This window comes from Nonomuraea sp. GTA35, assembly GCF_041950525.1.
Taxonomy (GTDB): Bacteria; Actinomycetota; Actinomycetes; order Streptosporangiales; family Streptosporangiaceae; genus Nonomuraea.
Window position 1 is genome coordinate 324,262 of record NZ_JBGNUV010000008.1, and the last position, 18,636, is coordinate 342,897.

Genomic DNA, 18,636 nt, shown 5'->3' on the forward strand with positions numbered 1-18,636 from the left:
GCGGGCGGCGCCCTCAGGCCTTCGGCGTCGAGGCGTCGTCGCCGGCGCGATACGTCGTCAGAGCGCGCAGCAGCCGGGTCTCCTCCCGGCCCAGCGCGGACACCAGCAGGGCGAGACCGGCGCCGATGCCGTCGATGCGCCGGCCTCGCGCCTGCCAGTAGGCGCGGCCGTAGTCGTCGTCGCCCAGGGCGGTGCGGGTGGTGCTCACCGACGTCTCGTACCGGACGTCGGCGTCGGACACGAGAGCGGACATGTCGCTCGTCCCGCGGGCCAGCCGGCGCAGCTGGCTCTTGCTGTAGGCGGATCCGTCGAAGTCCACGAGTCGGCAGCGTAGCGAATCACCGGGGCTCGAAGGTCATTCCGTGTCATGAAATGAGAGAAGATGAGGCATTGGAGGCCATTGAGACTGATGTTGCTAGTGTGGGGACGGCGATGGCATCGAACGAGCAGTGGCGGTTGCTGGAGCAGCTCGTCCAGGAGGTCAACCAGCAGACCGAGCAGCTCAAACAGATGCAGGAGCGGATGCGGGAGCTGTCGGCCACGGCCAGTTCCCGTGACGGCATGGTGACCGTCACCGTCGGCCCCCGCGGTGAGGTACGCACGATCGAGCTCGACCCTCGGGTCTACCGGAAGTTGTCCCCGTCGGAGTTGTCCGACTCGATCGTGGAACAGATCGGGCACGCGACCCGGCAGGTCTCCGGCGAGATGAAGGAACTGATGGCACCCTTCGTACCGGACCTGCCCTTCGACGACCTGTTCGGGGAGGAGACCGGCCTCGACTCCTTCCTCCCGCAACCGGGAACCCCGTAGATGGGCCTCGATCTCAGCCTGGTGCCCGAGGTGGTCAGGCCGATGGCGCAGCCGCTGACGGGCGGCGCGTTGCCCGAGGCCGACGTCGGCGGGATCATCGCCGAGGCACGGACGCTGGAGGAGCTGGCCGACGTCCTGGCCGAGATCAAGGCGGACGACGCCGGCGCCGTCATGCGGCTGCTGCGCGACGGGCTCTGGCAGGGGGCGGCCAAGGAGTCGTTCGAGCAGGTCTTCGCCGCCCTCAGCGGGCGGCAGGACCCGAACGGCTCGCCCGAGGCGCTGCTCGACCTGCTGGAGCAGGCACTGCGGGACGAGGCGCGGTCCTTGCGCGAGCACGGCGTGCGGATGCAGCACACCGAGTGGATGATCTACGCGTCCCTGGCGCTCCTCGGCGCGATGATCGTCAGGCTGCTGGTGTGGATCTACGTGAACGGTCCCGCCGTTCTCCGGCTGATCCAGCACCACTCGCTGCTGACCAAGGTGAACATCCAGACGCTGAAGCGGCTCGTGCTCCTGAACATGCTGCGGTTCGGCGGCATCATGGGCGGCCTGGACCTCGGCGTGCAGGCCGCCCAGCAGCTCTGGGGCGATCGCGAGGCGGGCGACTTCGACCTCCAGTCGCTCGCCCTGTCGGCGGGCAGCGGCGCGCTGACCGGCGCGCTGTTCGCCGGCGCGAACGCGGGCCTGTCGCGGCTGCTGAGCCGGAAGATGGTGTACGTCGCCTCCAAGGCCGAGCTGGCCGTGCGCGACAGGCTCGTGGCGCTCGGGCAGAGCATGTACGGCCAGGCGCTGCTGGGCGGGGTGACGGGCACCGCGGGCGCGGTCCCCGGGCTCGCGCTCAGCGGGCAGCTCGACGCCGAGCACCTCGGGTACACGTTCATCTCGGGTGTCGCGGGCGGCCTGGACGTGCCGGCTTCGGCGCGGGTGAGCTACCTCCCGATGCTGGCCGTCGCCGATCTCGGCACCCACCCACCCGGCTCCGGAACTTCCCCCGACTCGGGCGCTCTTTCCGGCTCCGGGTCTCCCTCAGGCAGGGACGCCGCCCTGCCGGGTCCTGGTCTTCCCCCGGCCGGTCCGCATCAGCCGGCCGCGGGCCACAGCGACACCGGTGGCCCGCCGGGGCCCCGGCCGGATGCCGCGACCCTCGCGCAGCATCATGCATCGCCCGAGAGCCGCGGCGGCGTCGGCACCGTGATCGACCGGCCACCGCCCTCCGAACCCGGTGGCGGCACGCCTGCGCCGCATCGCGGCGACACGATCGTGGGCGAGGTCGTCCAGCGCCGTGACACGCTGCTGCCCGCCACCCCGGCCGAGCGCCCTGCCTCCGGCGGCGCCCTGCCCGCTGAGCGGACGCCGCCGCACAACGCCGCCCCTGCAGAGCGAACCCCTGTGAGCGGAGCGCCGGCGGTGCGGAGCGATGCCGTGACCCCGGGCGACCTTCCCCGCGGCTCGGCGCTCCCGGCCACCGTTCCGGGCGTCAACGCGGTCTCGCACGTCACGGAGACGGCCGACCAGGACCCGGCCGAGCGAAACCTCACCGACTCGGACACCGCCGAGCGAAACGCCGCCGAACGGCATGCGGCCGAGCGGGACGGGGCCGCGCAGGACAGAAGCGCGCGGGACAGCGCTGGAAGGGACGGGGCGGGGAGGGACGGGGGCGAGCACAGCACCGGGAGGGACGCCGCGGATGCGGCGGCTTCCCGCTCGGCGCCACTCCCGCAGCGGGATCACGGCACCACGCCCGTGGCCGACGAGCAGACGTCCGCGGCCTCCCGGACGTCCCCGGACCGGGCAGAGCCGCCCGTGATCCCCGGCACGGCCCCGGCCGCCGCCCGTCCGGCGCATCAGGACCGCCCCGCCGACGCGGGCCTCCCTGCTTCCGCGCCGCACGTCGGCGCGCCGCCTCCCGTCCACGGCCGGTCCGCGACGCCGGGGGAACACCCGCGCCCGCAGGACGGGCGCCCGTCCACGGGAGCGGCACGCCCGTCCGCAGCGGCACACTCGCCCGCAGAGACGGCACATCTGCCCGCAGCGGCGCATCCGCGTGGGGAGACGGCGCACCCGCCGGCAGCGGCGCATCCGCGTGCGGAGACGGCGCACCCGCCCGCTCCCGACCGGCGGAGTGTTCTGGAGGTCCTGAGCGCGCCGGCCGCCCACTCCAGGGCCCTGCCCGCCGGCCCCGGCCCGATCGGGTCGGCGCCGGAGCGGGTGGCGAGCCTGCTCAGCCAGGACGGCGCGTACGACCCGATCAGCGTCCCCGCCTGGGTCGCCTCCGACAGGGCGGCCGTGGAGCGGCTGTCGGACACGATGCGCTCCTCGACGCAGGACCTCCTCGGCGCCGCCCGCAAGGACGGCCTGCTGCGGGCGGTCGGCGACCCCGGCCAGCTCCTGGTCCACTACGAGTACCAGGCCCTGGGCAGGACCATCCGCTCCTGGCAGGCGGTCGAGCGGAGCGACCTGCCGTCCTTCGCGCGGGGCCCCGGTGACATCGTCGGCCCCCGCCGGATCCTGCGCCAGTTGCCGTTCGACTCGCCCGAGGCGGCGGGCATCGCGCGGCGGCTGGCCGTCCAGGAACTGATCAAGAGGTGGGGCTTCGGCGCGGGCGAGATGCTGCCGCCGCGGCTGGCCATGAACATGGCCGCGCTCGACGAGTTCGGGCTGACGGGCGTCCTGGACCTGCAGACGTACGGCGATCCCAACCGTGCCAGGACCGCCGCCAGGGACTACGCCCGCGACGGCGAGGTGCTGCGCGACTTCCTGCGGCAGCAGTACGCGCAGACCCAGCGCGAGCTGAGCCGCCACGGCATCGAGGAGCTGGCGCTCTACCGTGGCGTGGCGTTCGAGCAGGGGCGCACCATGCCGGCCCTGGCCGCCGCCGCGACCGGCGACGTGGTGGCGGTTCCGCCGGCGCTGCCGCTGCAGTCCTGGAGTGCCATGCCGGGGGTCGCCAAGCGGTACACCGGCCTGGGGGACGGGGCGGTCATGGCGGGCGTCTTCCCGGCCTCCCGCGTGCTGGCCACCCCGTGGACGGGGATGGGCCAGCTGCCCCTGCACGAGTTCGTCCTGCTCGCCGCGCCCGGCGAGGTCACCGTGCTGCGGCCGCCGCACATCGGCGAGACCGGTCCCGGCCCGTCGTACGCCGACCTTCCCCGCGGCTGGCGGATCAAGCAGTCGGGTGACGACTGGACGGAGTGCGACCAGGGGCACCGGCACTGGGGCACCCAGGGCGGGGCGGGCCTGCTGCCCTTTCACCGCGGGCCCGGCGGCGAGGTGCACGTCCTCGTGCAACTGCGTTCCCTGGAGACGCACCACGGAGGGCTGTGGGGGCCGGTCGCCGGGGCCCGCCAGGCCGGCGAGCAGCCCGTCGAGACGGCGTTCCGCGAAGCGGGCGAGGAGATGAGGCTGGACCTGAGCGAGGTGGAGGTGCGCGCGGTCCACCACGACGATCATGGCGGCTGGGCGTTCGACACCGTCATCGGCGAGGCCCCCTCCCGGGCCGACGTGTGGCCCGCGTCTCCGGAGTCCATCGACATCGCGTGGGTGCCGGTGCGGGAGGTGGCGAGCCTTGATCTGCACCCGGACTTCGCCGCGGCCTGGCCCGAGATCCGTACCCGGCTCGAGCACGTCGTGGCGGACCCGGCGCACTCCGGCACCCTGCCACCCGCCACCCCGCAGATCACGCCGCCCGTCACACCGCCCGTCACATCGGCTGTCCCGCCGCCCGTGCCCGAGACCGCCGTTGCGGGCGCGGCGGCGGGTGAGGTCCGCCACGCGCGCACGCACGCGGTGCCCGGCCCCCCGGACACCGCGCTCACCGACGGGTACTCCCCGATAGCCGATCCGCGGCCGCGCAACTTCGCCGAGGCCGCGGCGATCGTCCACCGCTGGACGCCCGGCGACGGAGGCCGCCACGAGGACGGCGCGTCGAATCGTATCGAACGGCTGCTCAACGGCCAGCAGGAGGACGGCGGCCCACCGCACGAGGAGCTCCTGGAGCGGGGCAGGCGCCTGATGCGGGAGCTGCCCGTCGAGCAGCAGAGCGACGCGGCGGCCGCGGCCCTGGCCTCGATGAGCACGAGCCTGGGCGCGGAGAACCCGAGAAGGGCCATCGGCGACCTGGCGATGCAGCTCTTCAGCGCGCGCCTGGACGTCGACGCCCTGGTCGATCTCTACCAGGACGCCCAGCGGCAGGGCATGACGCCCGAGGCCGCGCGCGACCGCGCCGAGCTGGCCGACGTCCTCGGCAGGGCCATGGCGGCGGATCGTCACCGCTGGCTCGGCTACCAGCATCGATCCCTGCTGCCCTCCTCGACCGTCGCGCAGGCGCGCGTGGCCGGGCTCATGGTGGAGATGATGGGGCCCCTGGTCACTCCGGGCACGGTCAGCGCGTTCACCCGGCCGTTGCTCCAAGCCGCCGGTGTCCACAACGTCCAGCAGGTGCTGCCGCTCGTGCAGGCGGCGCACGCCAACGGTCACCTGCTGCCGGGGACGACGGGGGACAGGGCCTTCCACGACGCCATGCGAGGGTTCCGGCAGGCGGACCCGGAGCTGTGGAACGGCCTCCTGGTGGCCGGGAAGTACGCGCTGGGCGAGGTGAGCGCCCCCAGCGCCCGGGTGCTGGGGGCGCTGAACGACATCGTCACGCATCCGGAGACGGGCATGGGGCGCCGGGTCGTCCTGCCGCTGGAGCGCCTGGCCCGCGACGTGGGCCAGGCAGGCTCGCTGGAGCAGCTCATCCGCCTGGCCGGGGACGCGCGGGCGCACGGCGCGGACCCGGCGCGGGCCGCCGGCGCCCGCGAGCTCGCCGATCTGCTCATCGCCCATCGGGCGCGAGACCCGTACCTGTGGGACGGGTTGCGGCTCGCGGACGAGTACGGCGTCACGCGGGTGACCGACGCCGAGGCACGCGCCCTGGCCCGGCTCGCCGAGATCACCCGTCCCGGGCCGTCGTCCCGGATGTGGGTGTTCGACCCGCTGCGCCGCCTGGCCGACGAGGCGGCCCTCGGCCCGTCCGCGGAGAGGCTGGCCCAGCGGGCGGCCGAGGCCGGGCAGCACGGCTTCGACCTCTTCGGCCCCGTCGACCGGCGGCAGGTGCTCGACGCGCTGCGGCTTTCCCCGCCTGAGAGCGGAACGCCGGACCTGCCCGGGAGCAGAGCGCCCGATGGGCCCGATGTGTCCGGGAGCAGAATGCCGGATGCGCGCGGGAACGGGGTACCGGATGCGCGCAGCGGGAGCGGGGTGCCCGATCCGCGCGGGAGCGCTCCGGGCCCGCACGATCTGTCCCCGTCGGCCGTGCGGGACGCCCGGGAGGCCGCGACCACGCTCGGGCGCGGCACGAGTACCGCCACAGCCTCTCCCGCCTGAGCCGGTCCCTGCAGTCGGTCACCGGCGCGGACCCGCGCAGCGTGCTGGAGCGGCAACTGGTCGCCTCGCTGGAGTCCCGCGTACAGGCGTGGCGGCGCTGGCCGGACGTCCCCGAGGTGTCGTTCACGCGCGACTTCGACGCCTTCAGAAGGGCCTATGACCAGGCAGTGGAGCGCGCGCTCAGGGGCGAGGAGGTGATCCCGTACCTGTACGACAACGCCACCGCCTCCCTGGGCGCCCGCGACGGCGGACGCGGGTTCGGCCTCGAGATCGAGTTCGACATGCCGAAGGGCGCCATGACCGACAGGGCGATGGACATCCCCCGCGCCCTGCACGAGGCCGGCCTGACCGCCGACGCCACCGTGCACGACTACCACTCCTCCAAGGACGCGGGCTACCGTTCGGGAGCGCACGGCGGGCGCGGCCTGTGGAGGCTGGAGAACGACAGCACGGTGATGGGCGAGCTGGTCTCGCCCATCCTGTACGACGAGCCGGAGACGTGGGAGAACATCCGCCTGGCCTGCGAGATCATCCGCGCCCACGGCGGCACGGCCAGCGTCAGGACGGGCGGGCACATCCACGTGAGCACGCACGACTACGACCACCTCGTGGGCAACTACACCAGCGTGCTGAACTACGTGGCCCAGCACACCGACACGCTCTACAGGCTCGGGCACAACCCGGAGAGGGAGGGCCACCGCGGGCAGGAATGGTGCCGCCCCAGCTCGCCGCACGCCGCGGGGTACCGGTCGATCGCGCAGGTGCAGGGTCTCCACGGGCGCAAGACGGCGGTGAACACGTTCGGCGTGACGGGCAGGCGGACCGACCACGTCGAGCTCCGGATGTGGGACGGCTCGCTCGATCCGGCCGTGATCCAGTCGCAGGTGAAGGTCTCGCTCGCGGTGGTCGAGGCCGCGTTCCGCAACGCGATCCTGGACGCGCCGCCCAACGGGGGCCGGCATGACCCCCTGGGCGCCCACGCGGGCCTGCACCACCTCGGCTCCCGGGCGGACACCACCGAGGAGGGCAGCCTCTCCTTCCGGAGGCTGATGGACGAGATATTCTGGCGGGCCGCCGACAAGGAGCAGCTCACCGCCTTGTACGCGGTGACCCGCTGGGCCGTCCCGGACGAGGGGGGAGCCATGATGAGCGCACCGGCGGACGGGACACCTGGCCCATGACCGTGATCATCCGCAATGTCTCCGCGGCTGAGCCGCCGCCCGGCCCGCCGGTCAACGCGGAAGGCCGGCCGTACCGCTACGAGATGATCTACTCGGGCGGCGCCTTCCGGGGCTACGCCGACGAGCCGGCCGAGCTCGTCGGCATGCTCGTCCCCGGCTACCCGGAGCTCGGCACCGACGGCGAACGGGAGGCGGCTCGGGTCGCCCTCGCCCTGGACGTACAGGTCAGGCTGCAAGCAGAGCTCGCGGCCGGGCGGGTCGGCGCGTGCGGGGAGGCGGAGCGCGCCGTCCTGCTCGGCGGCCGGCACGAGCCGCCTGCCCCCGCCCGCTGGACGGCCGCCGTTCCGCTCGTCCTGGTCGCGTCGTTCTACCGGCCTTCCGGGGCGCTGCCGAGACCGTCGGGCCCCGCCGAACTCCAGGTCTGGCTCGACCCGGCCGACGACTGGACGCTGCTGACCAGCCTGCACACGGCCGGCGTGATCACGGTGGGAGCCCGCGACACGCCCTGACCCGCCCCGGCGGCCACGGAACCATCGACCTCGGCAGGGACGGCCGAGGCCCCACCGTCAACGGGCGCTTCGCCGGCGAGGAGGAGATCTTCCGCGCGGTGACGCCCGATATCCAGGTGCGGCGGGCCCGCGGTCCGGGGGAGGATGGCCGCGCCAGGCTGTCGGAGCCGGGGGCCCCGGACGAGGAGCGTGCCGTGAACGCCATCGGAGCCGCGGACCCGGAGGTCCGGGTGGGCACGGGAAGGCTGCGCGGGCGGGTCGAGGACGGTGTGGCCGTCTTCCGCGGCGTGCCGTTCGCGCGCCCGCCGGTAGGCGCGTTGCGGCTGGCCGCGCCCATGCCGGCCGAGCCGTGGGACGGGGTGCGCGAGGCCGGCGCGTTCGGTCCGCCGCCGCCGCAGTCCAGGTTGCTGGGCGCGGCCGGCGCGGACGACGCGGACGGGGACTGGCTGACCCTCAACGTGTGGTCCCCCGGCCTGGGCGCCGCCCGGCTGCCGGTGATGGTGTGGATCCACGGCGGCGGCTACATGTACGGGTGGTCCGGCGACCCGCTCTTCGACGGCCGCGTGCTCGCCCGGGACGGCGTCGTCGTGGTCACCTTCAACTACCGGGTCGCGGCCGAGGGCTTCGGGCACTTCCAGGGGGCGCCGGCCAACCGCGGGCTGCTGGACCAGGTGGCCGCCCTGCGCTGGGTGCGCGGCAACATCGCGGCGTTCGGCGGGGACCCGGACCGGGTCACCGTCTTCGGCGAGTCCGCCGGCGCCGGGAGCATCGCGGCGCTGATGGTGATGCCCGCGGCGTCGGGCCTGTTTCGCAGGGCGATCGCGCAGAGCGTGCCGGGCCTGTTCTTCTCCGCGGAGCTGGCCGCCGACCTCGGCGCCGCCGTGGCCGGTGAGCTGGGCCTGCCCCCGGTCGCGGGCGAACTCGCGCACCTGCCGCCCGAGCGGCTGATCGACGCCGGGGACGCGGTGTCGGAGAAGATGGCCGGCTGCCCGCAGTGGGGCCGGGCCGCGTACGCCCAGACGCTGCTCGGGCCGGTCGTGGACGGCGAGGTGCTGCCCGCGGCGCCCTGGTCGTCGCCGGCGGGCTGGGCGGCGCGCGACGTGGAGCTGATCGCGGGGCACAACCGCGACGAGTACCGGCTGTTCATGGCCATCAGGGGCGATCTCGGCGAGATCACCGCCGAGCGGGCGGACACCGCGCTGCGGGAGCTGGCCCCGGACCCGCGTGCCTACCGGGCCGCCTACCCGGAGGCCGGGCAGGAGCGGCTGTACGAGCTGGTGCACTCCGACTGGCTGTTCCGGATGCCGTCGCTGCGGCTGGCCGAGGCCCACCACAGGCGCGGCCGGGCGTACGTGTACGAGCTGACCTGGCGTGCCCCCGGCATGGGCGGCGAGATCCTCGGCGCCTGTCACGGGCTCGGCCTGCCGCTGACGTTCGGCAACCTGACCGCCGGAGCGGCGGGGCTGCTGCTCGGGCAGGAGCCGCCGCCGGCGGCGGCCGAGCTGTCGGCCCGGGTCCGCGCGGCCTGGGTCGCCTTCGCCGCGACGGGGGATCCGGGCTGGCCGGCGTACGAGCCGCGGACCGGGCACACGTGGGTCATCGACACCGAGCCGGGCGTGCGGGCGTATCCGGAGGAGACCTCCCGCCGGTTGTGGGCCGGGCACGCCTTCGACCCTCTCCCGCTGCCGGCGCGGTCGTAGCGGGCGGCCGGCCACGGCAGCCTCCTCACGCACTACAAACCTCTGACGGCGCATGCTTGCGGCGTCGAGCACAGTGTAAGGGCCACACTCAATTACCCGTAAAACCAGTAGGAAATATTGACTTATCCGGAATGTCGGCTTAGCGTCGTGACCATGAGCCAGGGCCTCCTCCTCACCAAGCGCCCCCACGTGGACTTCGGCCACGTCGCCAGCGCCCAGTGTCGTTGATCACGGATCGACCGCCGCGGCGTGGCCGCCGTCGCCCACGCCCCCGCCCTCTTCCACCCGCGCTCGTTCTCCCGTGAGGAACATCCCCGTGAGGAACATCCCCGTCATCCCCACCAGCTCAGCCCTGCCGTCCACCCGCCACCGTCCCGGCCCCGAGGGGAGCGCGGCATGACGGAAACGCTGCCAGGGCGCGCCGTCGGCGCCGACCACTTCCGCCGCGCGCTCGCCGTGCACGCCAGCGGCGTGGTGGTGATCACCGCGCAGACCGACGGCGTCCCGGTCGGGCTGACCGCCACCTCGTTCTCCTCCGTCAGCCTCGAACCGCCGCTGGTCTCCTTCTACGTGGACCGTTCCTCGACCACCTGGCCGCTGCTCGGCGCCGCCGACCACTTCGCGGTCAACATCCTGGCCAGCGACCAGGCCGAGGTGGCCACCCGCTTCGCCCGCAAGGGCGTCGACCGGTTCGCGCCGCCCACCCGCTGGCGGCCGGGGCCCCTCGGCGCGCCGCTGCTGCGGGACGTCTCCGCCCACCTGGTCTGCCTGCCGTACGAGCGGGCCGAGGTCGGCGACCACATCCTGGTCGTCGGGCTCGTCGCCGAGGTCGAGACGCACAACACCGGCCGCCCCCTCCTGTACCACCAGGGCCGGTTCGGCCGCTTCCTCCCGCACCCCGAAGACTGACATTTCCGCACCTGGAGCTGAGTGTGACCATCTCCACCGGGACTCCCACCTACGCGAGCCCCGTCGACCACGTCTCCTACGGCCAGTACGGGCCCGGCCGCCTGCACCTGTCACCGGACTGGAACCGCCCCCCCTACCCCTTCCAGGGCCGGATCACCGCCGACGGCTCCAGCGGCCACCCCGCCGAGCCGGGCCGCTACCACCTCTACGTCTCCTGGGTCTGCCCGTACGCCCACCGCGCCGCGATCGTCCGCAAGCTCAAGGGGCTGGAGGAGGTGGTGTCGCTGTCGTACGTGGACGACGAGCGCGACGGCCGCGGCTGGGCCTTCAGGGAACGCCGCGGCCCCGACCCCGTCAACGGCTTCACCCTCCTGGAGCAGGCCTACGAGGCCACCGAGGAGGGGTACGGCGGCCACATCTCCGTCCCGGTCCTCTGGGACAGGAAACAAGGGGTGATCGTCAGCAACCACTTCCCCGACATCACGATCGACCTGGCCACCCAGTTCGAGCAGTGGGCGGACCCGTCGATCGACCTCTACCCCGAGCCGCTCCGCCCCGAGATCAACAAGCTGAACGGGTGGCTCTTCCACGACGTGAACACCGGCGTCGGCCGCGTGGCCCGCGCCCACGGTAAGGAACGGGAGGACGAGCGCCACCGGGTGCTGGCCGCCCTGGAGTGGATCGACGAGCGGCTGGCCGAGCGCCGCTACCTGACCGGCGACACGCTGACCGAGGCGGACGTGCGGCTGTGGGTGACGCTGGCCAGGTACGACACCGAGTACAACCGCGACCACCTGATCAGCGACTGGGACCTGTCCGGCTTCGAGCACCTGTGGGGGTACGCCCGCGACCTCTACCAGCGCCCGGCCTTCCGCGAGACGACCGAGGGCCTGCCCGCCGGCTGGGACACCCCGCACGGGAGGCACTCCCGATGAGCCGCAAACAGGTTCACCTCGCCGCCCACTTCCCCGGCGTGAACAACACCACCGTCTGGACCGACCCCCGCTCGGGCAGCCAGATCGACTTCGCCTCGTTCACCCACCTGGCCAGGACGGCCGAACGCGGCAAGTTCGACTTCTTCTTCCTGGCCGAGGGCCTGCGGCTGCGCGAGCTCAAGGGCCGCATCCACGACCTCGACGTGGTGGGACGGCCCGAGTCGCTCACCGTGCTCAGCGCGCTGGCCGCCGTGACGCACCGCCTCGGCCTGGCCGGGACCGTCAACGCCACCTTCAACGAGCCGTACGAGCTGGCCAGGCGCCTGTCCACGCTGGACCACCTGAGCGGCGGCCGGGCCGCCTGGAACGTGGTGACCACCTCGGACGCCTTCACCGGTGAGAACTTCCGCCGCGGCGGCTTCCTCGACCGCGCCGACCGGTACGAGCGGGCCGCCGAGTTCGTCCGCCTGTCCCGCGAGCTGTGGGACTCCTGGCAGCCGGACGCGGTCCTCGGCGACCAGGCGGCGGGCCGTTTCCTCGGCCAGGACGACGCCATCGGCACGGTCAGGCACCGGGGCGCGCACTTCTCCGTCGAGGGCCGCTTCACGCTGCCCCGCGGCCCGCAGGGGCACCCGGTCGTCATCCAGGCCGGCGACTCCAGCGAGGGCAGGGAGTTCGCCGCCGCCCACGCCGACGTGATCTTCACCGGGCACGGCTCGCTGGAGGACGGCCAGCGCTTCTACGCCGACGTCAAGGGCCGACTGGCCAGGTACGGCCGGCAGCCGCACCAGCTCAAGATCATGCCCGGCGTGACGTTCGCGCTGGGCGACACCGAGGAGGAGGCCGCCGAGAACGCGGCCGCCATCCGCCGCCGGCAGGTCGGCCCGCAGACCGCGATCGCCTTCCTGGAGCAGGTGTGGGGCCGCGACATGTCCGCCTACGACCCGGAAGGCCCGCTGCCCGACCTCGAACCCGACCTGTCGGACGGTGTCTCCCAGGGCCGGGTCGCAATCAAGGACCGCGCCGCCGTGGCCGCCAAGTGGCGGGCCCTGGCCGAGGAGAAGGGGCTGTCCATCCGCGAGCTGGTCATCGAGGTGACCGGACGGCAGACGTTCATCGGCACGCCTCGCACGGTGGCGCGGCTGATCGACGAGCACGTGCAGGCGGACGCCGCCGACGGGTTCATCCTCGTCCCGCACCTGACGCCCGGCGGGCTGGACGAGTTCGTCGACCGGGTGGTGCCGCTGCTGCAGGAGCGCGGCGCCTTCCGTGCCGACTACACCGGCACCACCCTGCGCGAACACCTGGAGCTGGCATGACCCTGCACCTCGCCGTGGCGCTGGACGGCGCCGGCTGGCACCCGGCCGCCTGGCGGGAGCCGAGCGCCGCCCCGCGCGCCCTGTTCTCGGCCCGCTACTGGGCCGGGCTGGTCACCGAGGCCGAGCGCGGGCTGCTCGACTTCGTCACCATCGAGGACGCCCTCGGCCTGCAGTCCACCCTGACCGACGCGCCCGACGAGCGCACCGACCAGGTACGGGGCCGCCTCGACGCCGTCCTGCTGGCCGCCAGGCTGGCCCCCCTCACCCACCGCATCGGCCTGGTGCCGACCGCCACCACCACCCACACCGAGCCGTTCCACGTCGCCATCGGCATCGCCGCGCTCGACCATGTCAGCGGCGGGCGCGCCGGCTGGCGGCCGCAGATCTCCGCACGCGGCTTCGAGTCACGCCACTTCGGCCGCAGGGACTTCCCGCCGCTCGACCAGGTGCTGAACCGCCCCGGCGGCGCGGACCTGTCCGCCGACCCGCACGTGCGCGACCTGTTCGCCGAGGCCGGGGACGCGGTCGAGGTGGCACGGCGGCTCTGGGACAGCTGGGAGGACGACGCCGAGATCCGCGACGTGCCCACCGGCCGGTTCATCGACCGGGACAAGCTCCACTACATCGACTTCGCCGGCCGCTTCTTCTCCGTCAAGGGGCCCTCCATCACGCCCCGGTCGCCGCAGGGGCAGCCGGTCGTGGCCGCGCTGGCGCACGCCCGCCTGCCGTACGAGTTCGCGGCCGCACACGCCGACGTCGTGTTCGTCACGCCGCACTCGGCCGAGCAGGCGCGCGCCATCGTGACCGAGGTCAGGGAGCTGTCCGCCGACGTGAAGATCTTCGCCGACCTCGTCGTGTTCCTCGGCGACGACGCGGCCGGGCGCAAGGCGCGCCTCGACGAGCTGGACGGGGCCGAGCTCGCCTCCGACGCCGCGATCTTCACCGGGCACGTGCGGGAACTGGCCGGGCTGCTGCTGGAGTGGCAGAGCGCCGGGATCCAGGGGTTCCGGCTGCGGCCGGGGGCGCTGCCGTACGACCTGTGGCAGATCGCCTCCGGGCTGACGGGCGAGCTGCGCGCCCGCCAGGCGTTCAGGAGCCGGTACGAGGCGCCGACGCTGCGCGGGCTGCTCGGCCTGCCCCGCCCGGCGAGCCGCTACGCGGAGGCACGATGAAGTTCCTGCTCATCACGCTGATCACGCACACCGGCGACAGCTCGCCGACCGACCGGTTCCGCGAGGTCGTGCGGAACGCCGTGCTGGGGGAGGAGCTGGGCTTCGACGGGTTCGGGGTGGGGGAGCGGCACGAGCGGCCCTTCATCTCCTCCTCGCCGCCGGTCGTGCTCAGCCACATCGCGGCCAGGACGTCCAGGATCCGGCTGTTCACGGCGGTGACCACGCTCAGCCTGCTCGACCCCGTGCGGGCCTACGAGGACTACGCCACGCTCGACCACCTGTCGGGAGGCCGCCTGGAGCTGATCATCGGCAAGGGGAACGGGGCGGCGCAGGCCGAGCTGTTCCACGTCACCGCCGAGGACCAGTGGGAACGCAACCGGGAGTCGTACGAGCTGTTCCGCCGCCTGTGGCGGGAGGACAAGGTCACCTGGGCGGGCCGGTTCAGGCCGCCGCTCGCCGAGGCCGAGACCTGGCCGCGTCCCCTGCAGCAGCCGATCAGGGTCTGGCACGGCAGCGCCACCAGCAAGGAGTCGGTGGACCTGGCCGCCCGCTACGGCGACCCGCTGTTCTCGGCGAACGTCACCAACCCCATCGAACCCTACGCCGAGCTGATCGACCACTACCGGGAACGCTGGGCGCACTACGGGCACGACCCGGCCGCCGCCCTCGTGGGGGCCGGGACGGCCGGCTTCTACGCGGCCAGGACCTCCCAGGAGGCCATCGCCACCTACCGGCCGATCTACGACGCCCGCGTGGCGTTCCAGCGCGAGCTCGGCCTCCCGGTCGTCTTCCCCACCCTGGAGGACGCCATCGAGCGCAGCTCCATCCTCGTCGGCAGCCCGCAGCAGATCGTCGACAAGGTGCTGCACTACCACAAGCGGTTCGGGCACGAGGTCATGCACCTGCACGCCGACGCCGACGGGCTCACCCCGGCGCAGCACCAGGGGGCGCTGGAGCTGTTCCAGAGCGAGATCGCGCCCGTCCTGCGGGCCGAGATCCCGAGCCGGCCGTTCCCCGCGCCCCCCCGCCGCCACGGCCACCAGGACCCCCGTCAGTGCCGTCGCCGGAGGTGACTCATGACGCTGTCCATCCTCGACCTGTCCCCGATCCCCTCGGGCGGGACGGCCGCCGACGCGCTGCGCAACACCATCGACCTCGCCCGGCAGGCCGAACGGTTCGGCTACCGCCGCTACTGGGTGGCCGAGCACCACTTCGCGCCCGGCGTGGCCGGCTCGGCGCCCGCCGTGCTCATCGGGCTCATCGCCGCGGCCACGGACACCATCCGGGTCGGGTCGGGTGCCGTGCAGCTCGGGCACCAGACGCCGCTGTCGGTCGTCGAGCAGTTCGGCCTCGTGGACGCGCTCCACCCTGGGCGCGTCGACCTCGGCATCGGCCGCTCGGGGCAGCGCCGCGCCGAACTGGCCACGGCTCGCCCGCCTGCCGAGTCTGCGGCGGAGCGGGTCGTGGACGGCCTGCTCATCCCGAAACCGTTTGACTTCTCCAAGCTCGTCACCCACCCGCAGCTCGCCCACCACGCCACCCTGCTCCAGCAACCCGGCGCGCAGACCCCCGACTTCGCCGGGCAGATCGACGACGTGCTCGCCTTCCTCGGCGGCACCCACGAGGCGCACGCCGTGCCCGGCGAGGGCGCCGACCTGCAGGTGTGGATCCTCGGCAGCAGCGGCGGGCAGAGCGCCCAGGTGGCGGGGGAGCGGGGGCTGCCGTTCGCGGCCAACTACCACGTCAGCCCCGCCTCCGTCCTGGAGGCCGTCGAGGCCTACCGGGAGGCGTTCAAACCCTCCGCCTGGCTGGCCGAGCCGTACGTCGTCGTCTCCGCCGACGCGGTCGTCGCCGAGGACGAGGCCACCGCGCGCGAGCTGGCCTCCCCCTACGCCCTGTGGGTACGCAGCATCAGGACGGGCGCGGGCGCCATGCGGTTCGCCACGCCCGCCGAGGCCGCCGCCCACCCCTGGACCGACGCCGACCGCGAGCTGGTCAGGGACCGCGTGGACACCCAGTTCACCGGCACGCCCGAGCAGGTCGCCGAGCGGTTGCGCGTGCTGCGCCGCGTCACCGGGGCCGACGAGCTGCTCGTCACCACCATCACGCACGACCACGACGACCGCGTGCGCTCGTACGAGCTGCTCGCAGAAGCCTGGAACCGCCGGTGAAACGCCTGATCCCCGCCCTGCTGCTGGCCCTGGCGGCGTGCGGCGCCCAGCCCGCCGCCGAGCAGGCCGCCCCCACCTCCCTGACCTGGGCCATCGAGACCCAGCCGATCACGCTCAACCCGCAGCAGTGGGCCCAGAACAAGGTCAGGCTGCTCGTGTTCAACCAGTTCGACGCCCTGCTGACCAGGAAGGAGGACGGCTCCTTCGGGCCCTGGCTGGCCACGGCGTGGAAGGTGTCGGACGACGGGCTGACCTACACCCTCACCCTCAGGGACGACGTCACCTTCCACGACGGCACGAAGTTCGACGCCGCCTCCGTCAAGGCCAACCTCGACCAGTTCCGCGTGCCCGGCTACAACCCGGCCGTGGCCGCCATCCAGCTCCGGGCCTACCAGGAGGCGAAGGTGATCTCGCCGGCCACGCTGGAGATCACCCTCAAGGAACGGGACGCGCTCTTCCTCGACTTCCTCGCCTCCCCCTACGCCGGACAGGTCTCCCCGAAGTCGCTCAAGAGCGCCAAGGACCTCAAGTTCGGCGGGCCCGACCTGGCCGGCACCGGGCCGTTCATCCTCGACAGGTACGTGCAGGGGCAGGAGATCCACTACCGCCGCAACCCCGCCTACAACTGGCCGCCCGACGGAGCCGCCCACCAGGGCCCCGCCCACCTGTCGGAGATCACCTACCGGTTCCTGCCCGAGGCCGCCGTCCGCGTCGGCGCGCTCACCTCGGGACAGGTACAGGTCATCGAGGGCGTGCCCGCCACCGAGGCCGGCCTCATCCAGCGGGATCCCGGCCTGTCCCTGCAGACCGCGCTCAACTCCGGCACCTCCTTCTCCTACTACTTCAACACCTCCCACGCCCCCTTCGACGACCAGCGCGTACGGGAGGCCTTCCGCGAGGCCGTGGACGTGGACGCGGTGCTGCGGGCCGTCTACCAGGGCACCGCCACCAGGGCGTGGAGCATCGTCGGCAAGGGCGGCACGTTCTACGACGCCTCGCTGGAGAACTCCTACGGCGGCGACCCCGCCAAGGCCAACGCGCTGCTCGACGCGGCCGGCTGGAAGCAGCGCGACGCGCAGGGCTACCGGGTCAAGGACGGCAAGCGGCTGACCGTGCGCACGGTCGCCTCCGCGCCGTTCGTCCGCGACCGCCGCGACATCCTCGCCCAGGCCATCCAGGCACAGGTCAAGCAGAACGCGGGCATCGACTTCCAGGTCAAGATCGTGGACCAGGGCACGGCCCAGAAGGCGCTCGACGACGATGCGTACGAGATCTTCGAGAACTCCCGCGGCGACTCCGACGCCGGGGCGGCGCTCAACCTCATCCTGCCGACCGGCGGCGCGATCAACCGGACCCGCTTCTCCGACCCGCGGGTGGACAAGTGGCTCACCGAGGCCGGAGCCACCTCCGACCAGGCGCGCCGCAAGGAGCTCTACACCAGGGTGCAGCGGGAGGTGGTGCGGGAGAAGGCCATCGTGTTCCCGATCTACGTGCCCGCCGACCAGATCGCGGCGCAGAAGAGCGTGCAGGGGCTCCGGTTCGACCCCGCGTCCGGCACGCCCGCGAACGCCTACGACGTACGGATCGGCACGTGACCAGCCGGTCACGAGCTGCGGGTCGGCAGGTGACCGGCCCGCTGGAGGCGGTGCGGAGGCTGGGGGTGGTCAGGCGGCTCGGCGCCGGGCTGGCCGTGCTGTGGGCCGCCGCCACCGCCTCCTACGTCGCGCTGCTGCTCGCCCCGGGCGACACCGTGGACATCCTGGTCGGCGACGGCATCGACACGCCGGAGATCCGGGCCAGGATCGTCGAGGAGTGGGGGCTCGACCGGCCCGAGATCGTCCAGTACCTGTCGTACCTGTGGCGGCTGCTGCACGGCGACCTCGGGCGCTCCTACCAGTTGCAGCGCGGCGTCGGCGAGATCCTGGCCACCCAGGTCGGGCCGACCGTCCAGCTCACCCTGGCCGCGGCCGCCGCCGGGGTGACGCTGGCCGCCGCCATCGCGCTCGTCACGGCCGGGCGCGGCCGGCTCGCCCGGGGCGCGGCCTCGGTCGCCGAGCTGGTGGCGGTGTCGGTGCCGCCGTTCCTCGTCGGGATCGTGCTGCTGGCCGTCTTCTCCTTCACGCTCGGGTGGTTCCCCGTCTCGGGCGCGCAGGGGCCGTCGGCGCTGGTGCTGCCCGCGCTCGCGCTCGGGCTGCCCATCGCGGGCGTGCTCGGGCAGGTGCTGCGGGGCGGGCTCGAACGGGCGCTGGAGCAGCCGTTCGCGGTCACCGCGCGGGCACGCGGGCTCACCGAGCGGGCGCTGGTCGTCCGGCACGCCCTGCGGCACGCGCTCATCCCCGCCGTGACGCTGGCCGGCTGGTTCACCGGCACCCTGCTCGGCGGGGCCGTCATCACGGAGGTCCTGTTCGGCCGGCCCGGACTCGGGCGCGTCGCCATGGACGCCGTCACGGGGCGCGACATGCCGGTGGTCATGGCCGTCGTGCTGCTGTCGGCCGTCGTGTACGTGACCATCAGCACGCTCCTCGACCTGGCCTACCGCGTCATCGACCCGCGAATCCGAGGCTGA

Annotated in this window: 15 protein-coding genes; 13 read left to right on the forward strand and 2 right to left on the reverse strand. The window is 73.6% G+C overall.

What is annotated here, in order from left to right; genetic code table 11:
* Positions 1-13: 13 nt before the first annotated feature.
* The gene (locus tag ACBJ32_RS33280; protein WP_375130115.1) at positions 14-319 is read right to left on the reverse strand and encodes a hypothetical protein; all 306 of its coding nucleotides are present in this window, start codon (positions 317-319) and stop codon (positions 14-16) included.
* 113 nt (positions 320-432) lie between these two features.
* On the opposite strand from ACBJ32_RS33280, the gene ACBJ32_RS33285 reads away from it, so the two are divergent.
* From ACBJ32_RS33285 to ACBJ32_RS33305, 5 genes are all read left to right on the forward strand, one after another.
* Positions 433-810 (forward strand): YbaB/EbfC family nucleoid-associated protein, encoded by a 378-nt coding sequence (locus tag ACBJ32_RS33285; RefSeq protein ID WP_375130116.1) that lies wholly within the window; start codon positions 433-435, stop codon positions 808-810.
* The gene (locus tag ACBJ32_RS33290) at positions 811-6,174 is read left to right on the forward strand and encodes an NUDIX domain-containing protein (protein ID WP_375130117.1); all 5,364 of its coding nucleotides are present in this window, start codon (positions 811-813) and stop codon (positions 6,172-6,174) included. It begins immediately after the preceding gene.
* A gap of 41 nt (positions 6,175-6,215) precedes the next feature.
* The gene (locus tag ACBJ32_RS33295) at positions 6,216-7,355 is read left to right on the forward strand and encodes an amidoligase family protein (RefSeq protein ID WP_375130118.1); all 1,140 of its coding nucleotides are present in this window, start codon (positions 6,216-6,218) and stop codon (positions 7,353-7,355) included.
* Entirely contained in the window at positions 7,352-7,864 is a 513-nt protein-coding gene (locus ACBJ32_RS33300) for a hypothetical protein (RefSeq protein ID WP_375130119.1), read from the forward strand. Before ACBJ32_RS33295 ends, ACBJ32_RS33300 begins: the two co-directional genes overlap by 4 nt.
* 194 nt (positions 7,865-8,058) lie before the next feature.
* On the forward strand, positions 8,059-9,564 hold the full coding sequence (locus ACBJ32_RS33305; protein WP_375130120.1) for a carboxylesterase/lipase family protein: 1,506 nt from the start codon (positions 8,059-8,061) through the stop codon (positions 9,562-9,564).
* 228 nt (positions 9,565-9,792) lie between these two features.
* On the opposite strand, the gene ACBJ32_RS33310 is transcribed toward ACBJ32_RS33305, so the two are convergent.
* Positions 9,793-9,927 (reverse strand): hypothetical protein, encoded by a 135-nt coding sequence (locus ACBJ32_RS33310; protein ID WP_357884626.1) that lies wholly within the window; start codon positions 9,925-9,927, stop codon positions 9,793-9,795.
* A gap of 33 nt (positions 9,928-9,960) precedes the next feature.
* Here ACBJ32_RS33310 and ACBJ32_RS33315 point away from each other — a divergent pair, with 33 nt between their 5' ends.
* Genes ACBJ32_RS33315 through ACBJ32_RS33350 form a run of 8 tightly spaced genes read left to right on the forward strand, consistent with a single transcriptional unit; the run spans position 9,961 to position 18,636 of the window.
* On the forward strand, positions 9,961-10,473 hold the full coding sequence (locus tag ACBJ32_RS33315) for a flavin reductase family protein (protein WP_375130121.1): 513 nt from the start codon (positions 9,961-9,963) through the stop codon (positions 10,471-10,473).
* Between the two features lie 23 nt (positions 10,474-10,496).
* Positions 10,497-11,408, forward strand: coding sequence for a glutathione S-transferase C-terminal domain-containing protein (locus tag ACBJ32_RS33320; protein WP_375130122.1), 912 nt, complete (start codon positions 10,497-10,499; stop codon positions 11,406-11,408).
* On the forward strand, positions 11,405-12,727 hold the full coding sequence (locus ACBJ32_RS33325; protein ID WP_375130123.1) for an NtaA/DmoA family FMN-dependent monooxygenase: 1,323 nt from the start codon (positions 11,405-11,407) through the stop codon (positions 12,725-12,727). Before ACBJ32_RS33320 ends, ACBJ32_RS33325 begins: the two co-directional genes overlap by 4 nt.
* The gene (locus tag ACBJ32_RS33330; RefSeq protein WP_375130124.1) at positions 12,724-13,899 is read left to right on the forward strand and encodes an LLM class flavin-dependent oxidoreductase; all 1,176 of its coding nucleotides are present in this window, start codon (positions 12,724-12,726) and stop codon (positions 13,897-13,899) included. The genes ACBJ32_RS33325 and ACBJ32_RS33330 overlap by 4 nt, the downstream gene beginning before the upstream one ends.
* Positions 13,896-14,972, forward strand: a complete 1,077-nt coding sequence (locus tag ACBJ32_RS33335; RefSeq protein WP_375130125.1) for an LLM class flavin-dependent oxidoreductase — start codon at positions 13,896-13,898, stop codon at positions 14,970-14,972. The genes ACBJ32_RS33330 and ACBJ32_RS33335 overlap by 4 nt, the downstream gene beginning before the upstream one ends.
* A gap of 3 nt (positions 14,973-14,975) precedes the next feature.
* The gene (locus ACBJ32_RS33340; protein ID WP_375130126.1) at positions 14,976-16,070 is read left to right on the forward strand and encodes an LLM class flavin-dependent oxidoreductase; all 1,095 of its coding nucleotides are present in this window, start codon (positions 14,976-14,978) and stop codon (positions 16,068-16,070) included.
* Positions 16,067-17,665, forward strand: coding sequence for an ABC transporter substrate-binding protein (locus ACBJ32_RS33345; RefSeq protein WP_375130127.1), 1,599 nt, complete (start codon positions 16,067-16,069; stop codon positions 17,663-17,665). Before ACBJ32_RS33340 ends, ACBJ32_RS33345 begins: the two co-directional genes overlap by 4 nt.
* A 29-nt stretch (positions 17,666-17,694) precedes the next feature.
* Positions 17,695-18,636: an ABC transporter permease gene (locus tag ACBJ32_RS33350; protein ID WP_375130128.1), complete on the forward strand. Its 942-nt coding sequence runs from the start codon at positions 17,695-17,697 to the stop codon at positions 18,634-18,636.

What these genes read in the sequence shown, in the direction of transcription:
- ACBJ32_RS33285 (WP_375130116.1), top strand. Translation starts at nt 433, where the DNA reads ATGGCATCGAACGAGCAGTGGCGGTTGCTGGAGCAGCTCGTCCAGGAG.
- ACBJ32_RS33290 (WP_375130117.1), top strand. Translation starts at nt 811, where the DNA reads ATGGGCCTCGATCTCAGCCTGGTGCCCGAGGTGGTCAGGCCGATGGCG.
- ACBJ32_RS33300 (WP_375130119.1), top strand. Translation starts at nt 7,352, where the DNA reads ATGACCGTGATCATCCGCAATGTCTCCGCGGCTGAGCCGCCGCCCGGC.
- ACBJ32_RS33315 (WP_375130121.1), top strand. Translation starts at nt 9,961, where the DNA reads ATGACGGAAACGCTGCCAGGGCGCGCCGTCGGCGCCGACCACTTCCGC.
- ACBJ32_RS33325 (WP_375130123.1), top strand. Translation starts at nt 11,405, where the DNA reads ATGAGCCGCAAACAGGTTCACCTCGCCGCCCACTTCCCCGGCGTGAAC.
- ACBJ32_RS33330 (WP_375130124.1), top strand. Translation starts at nt 12,724, where the DNA reads ATGACCCTGCACCTCGCCGTGGCGCTGGACGGCGCCGGCTGGCACCCG.
- ACBJ32_RS33335 (WP_375130125.1), top strand. Translation starts at nt 13,896, where the DNA reads ATGAAGTTCCTGCTCATCACGCTGATCACGCACACCGGCGACAGCTCG.
- ACBJ32_RS33340 (WP_375130126.1), top strand. Translation starts at nt 14,976, where the DNA reads ATGACGCTGTCCATCCTCGACCTGTCCCCGATCCCCTCGGGCGGGACG.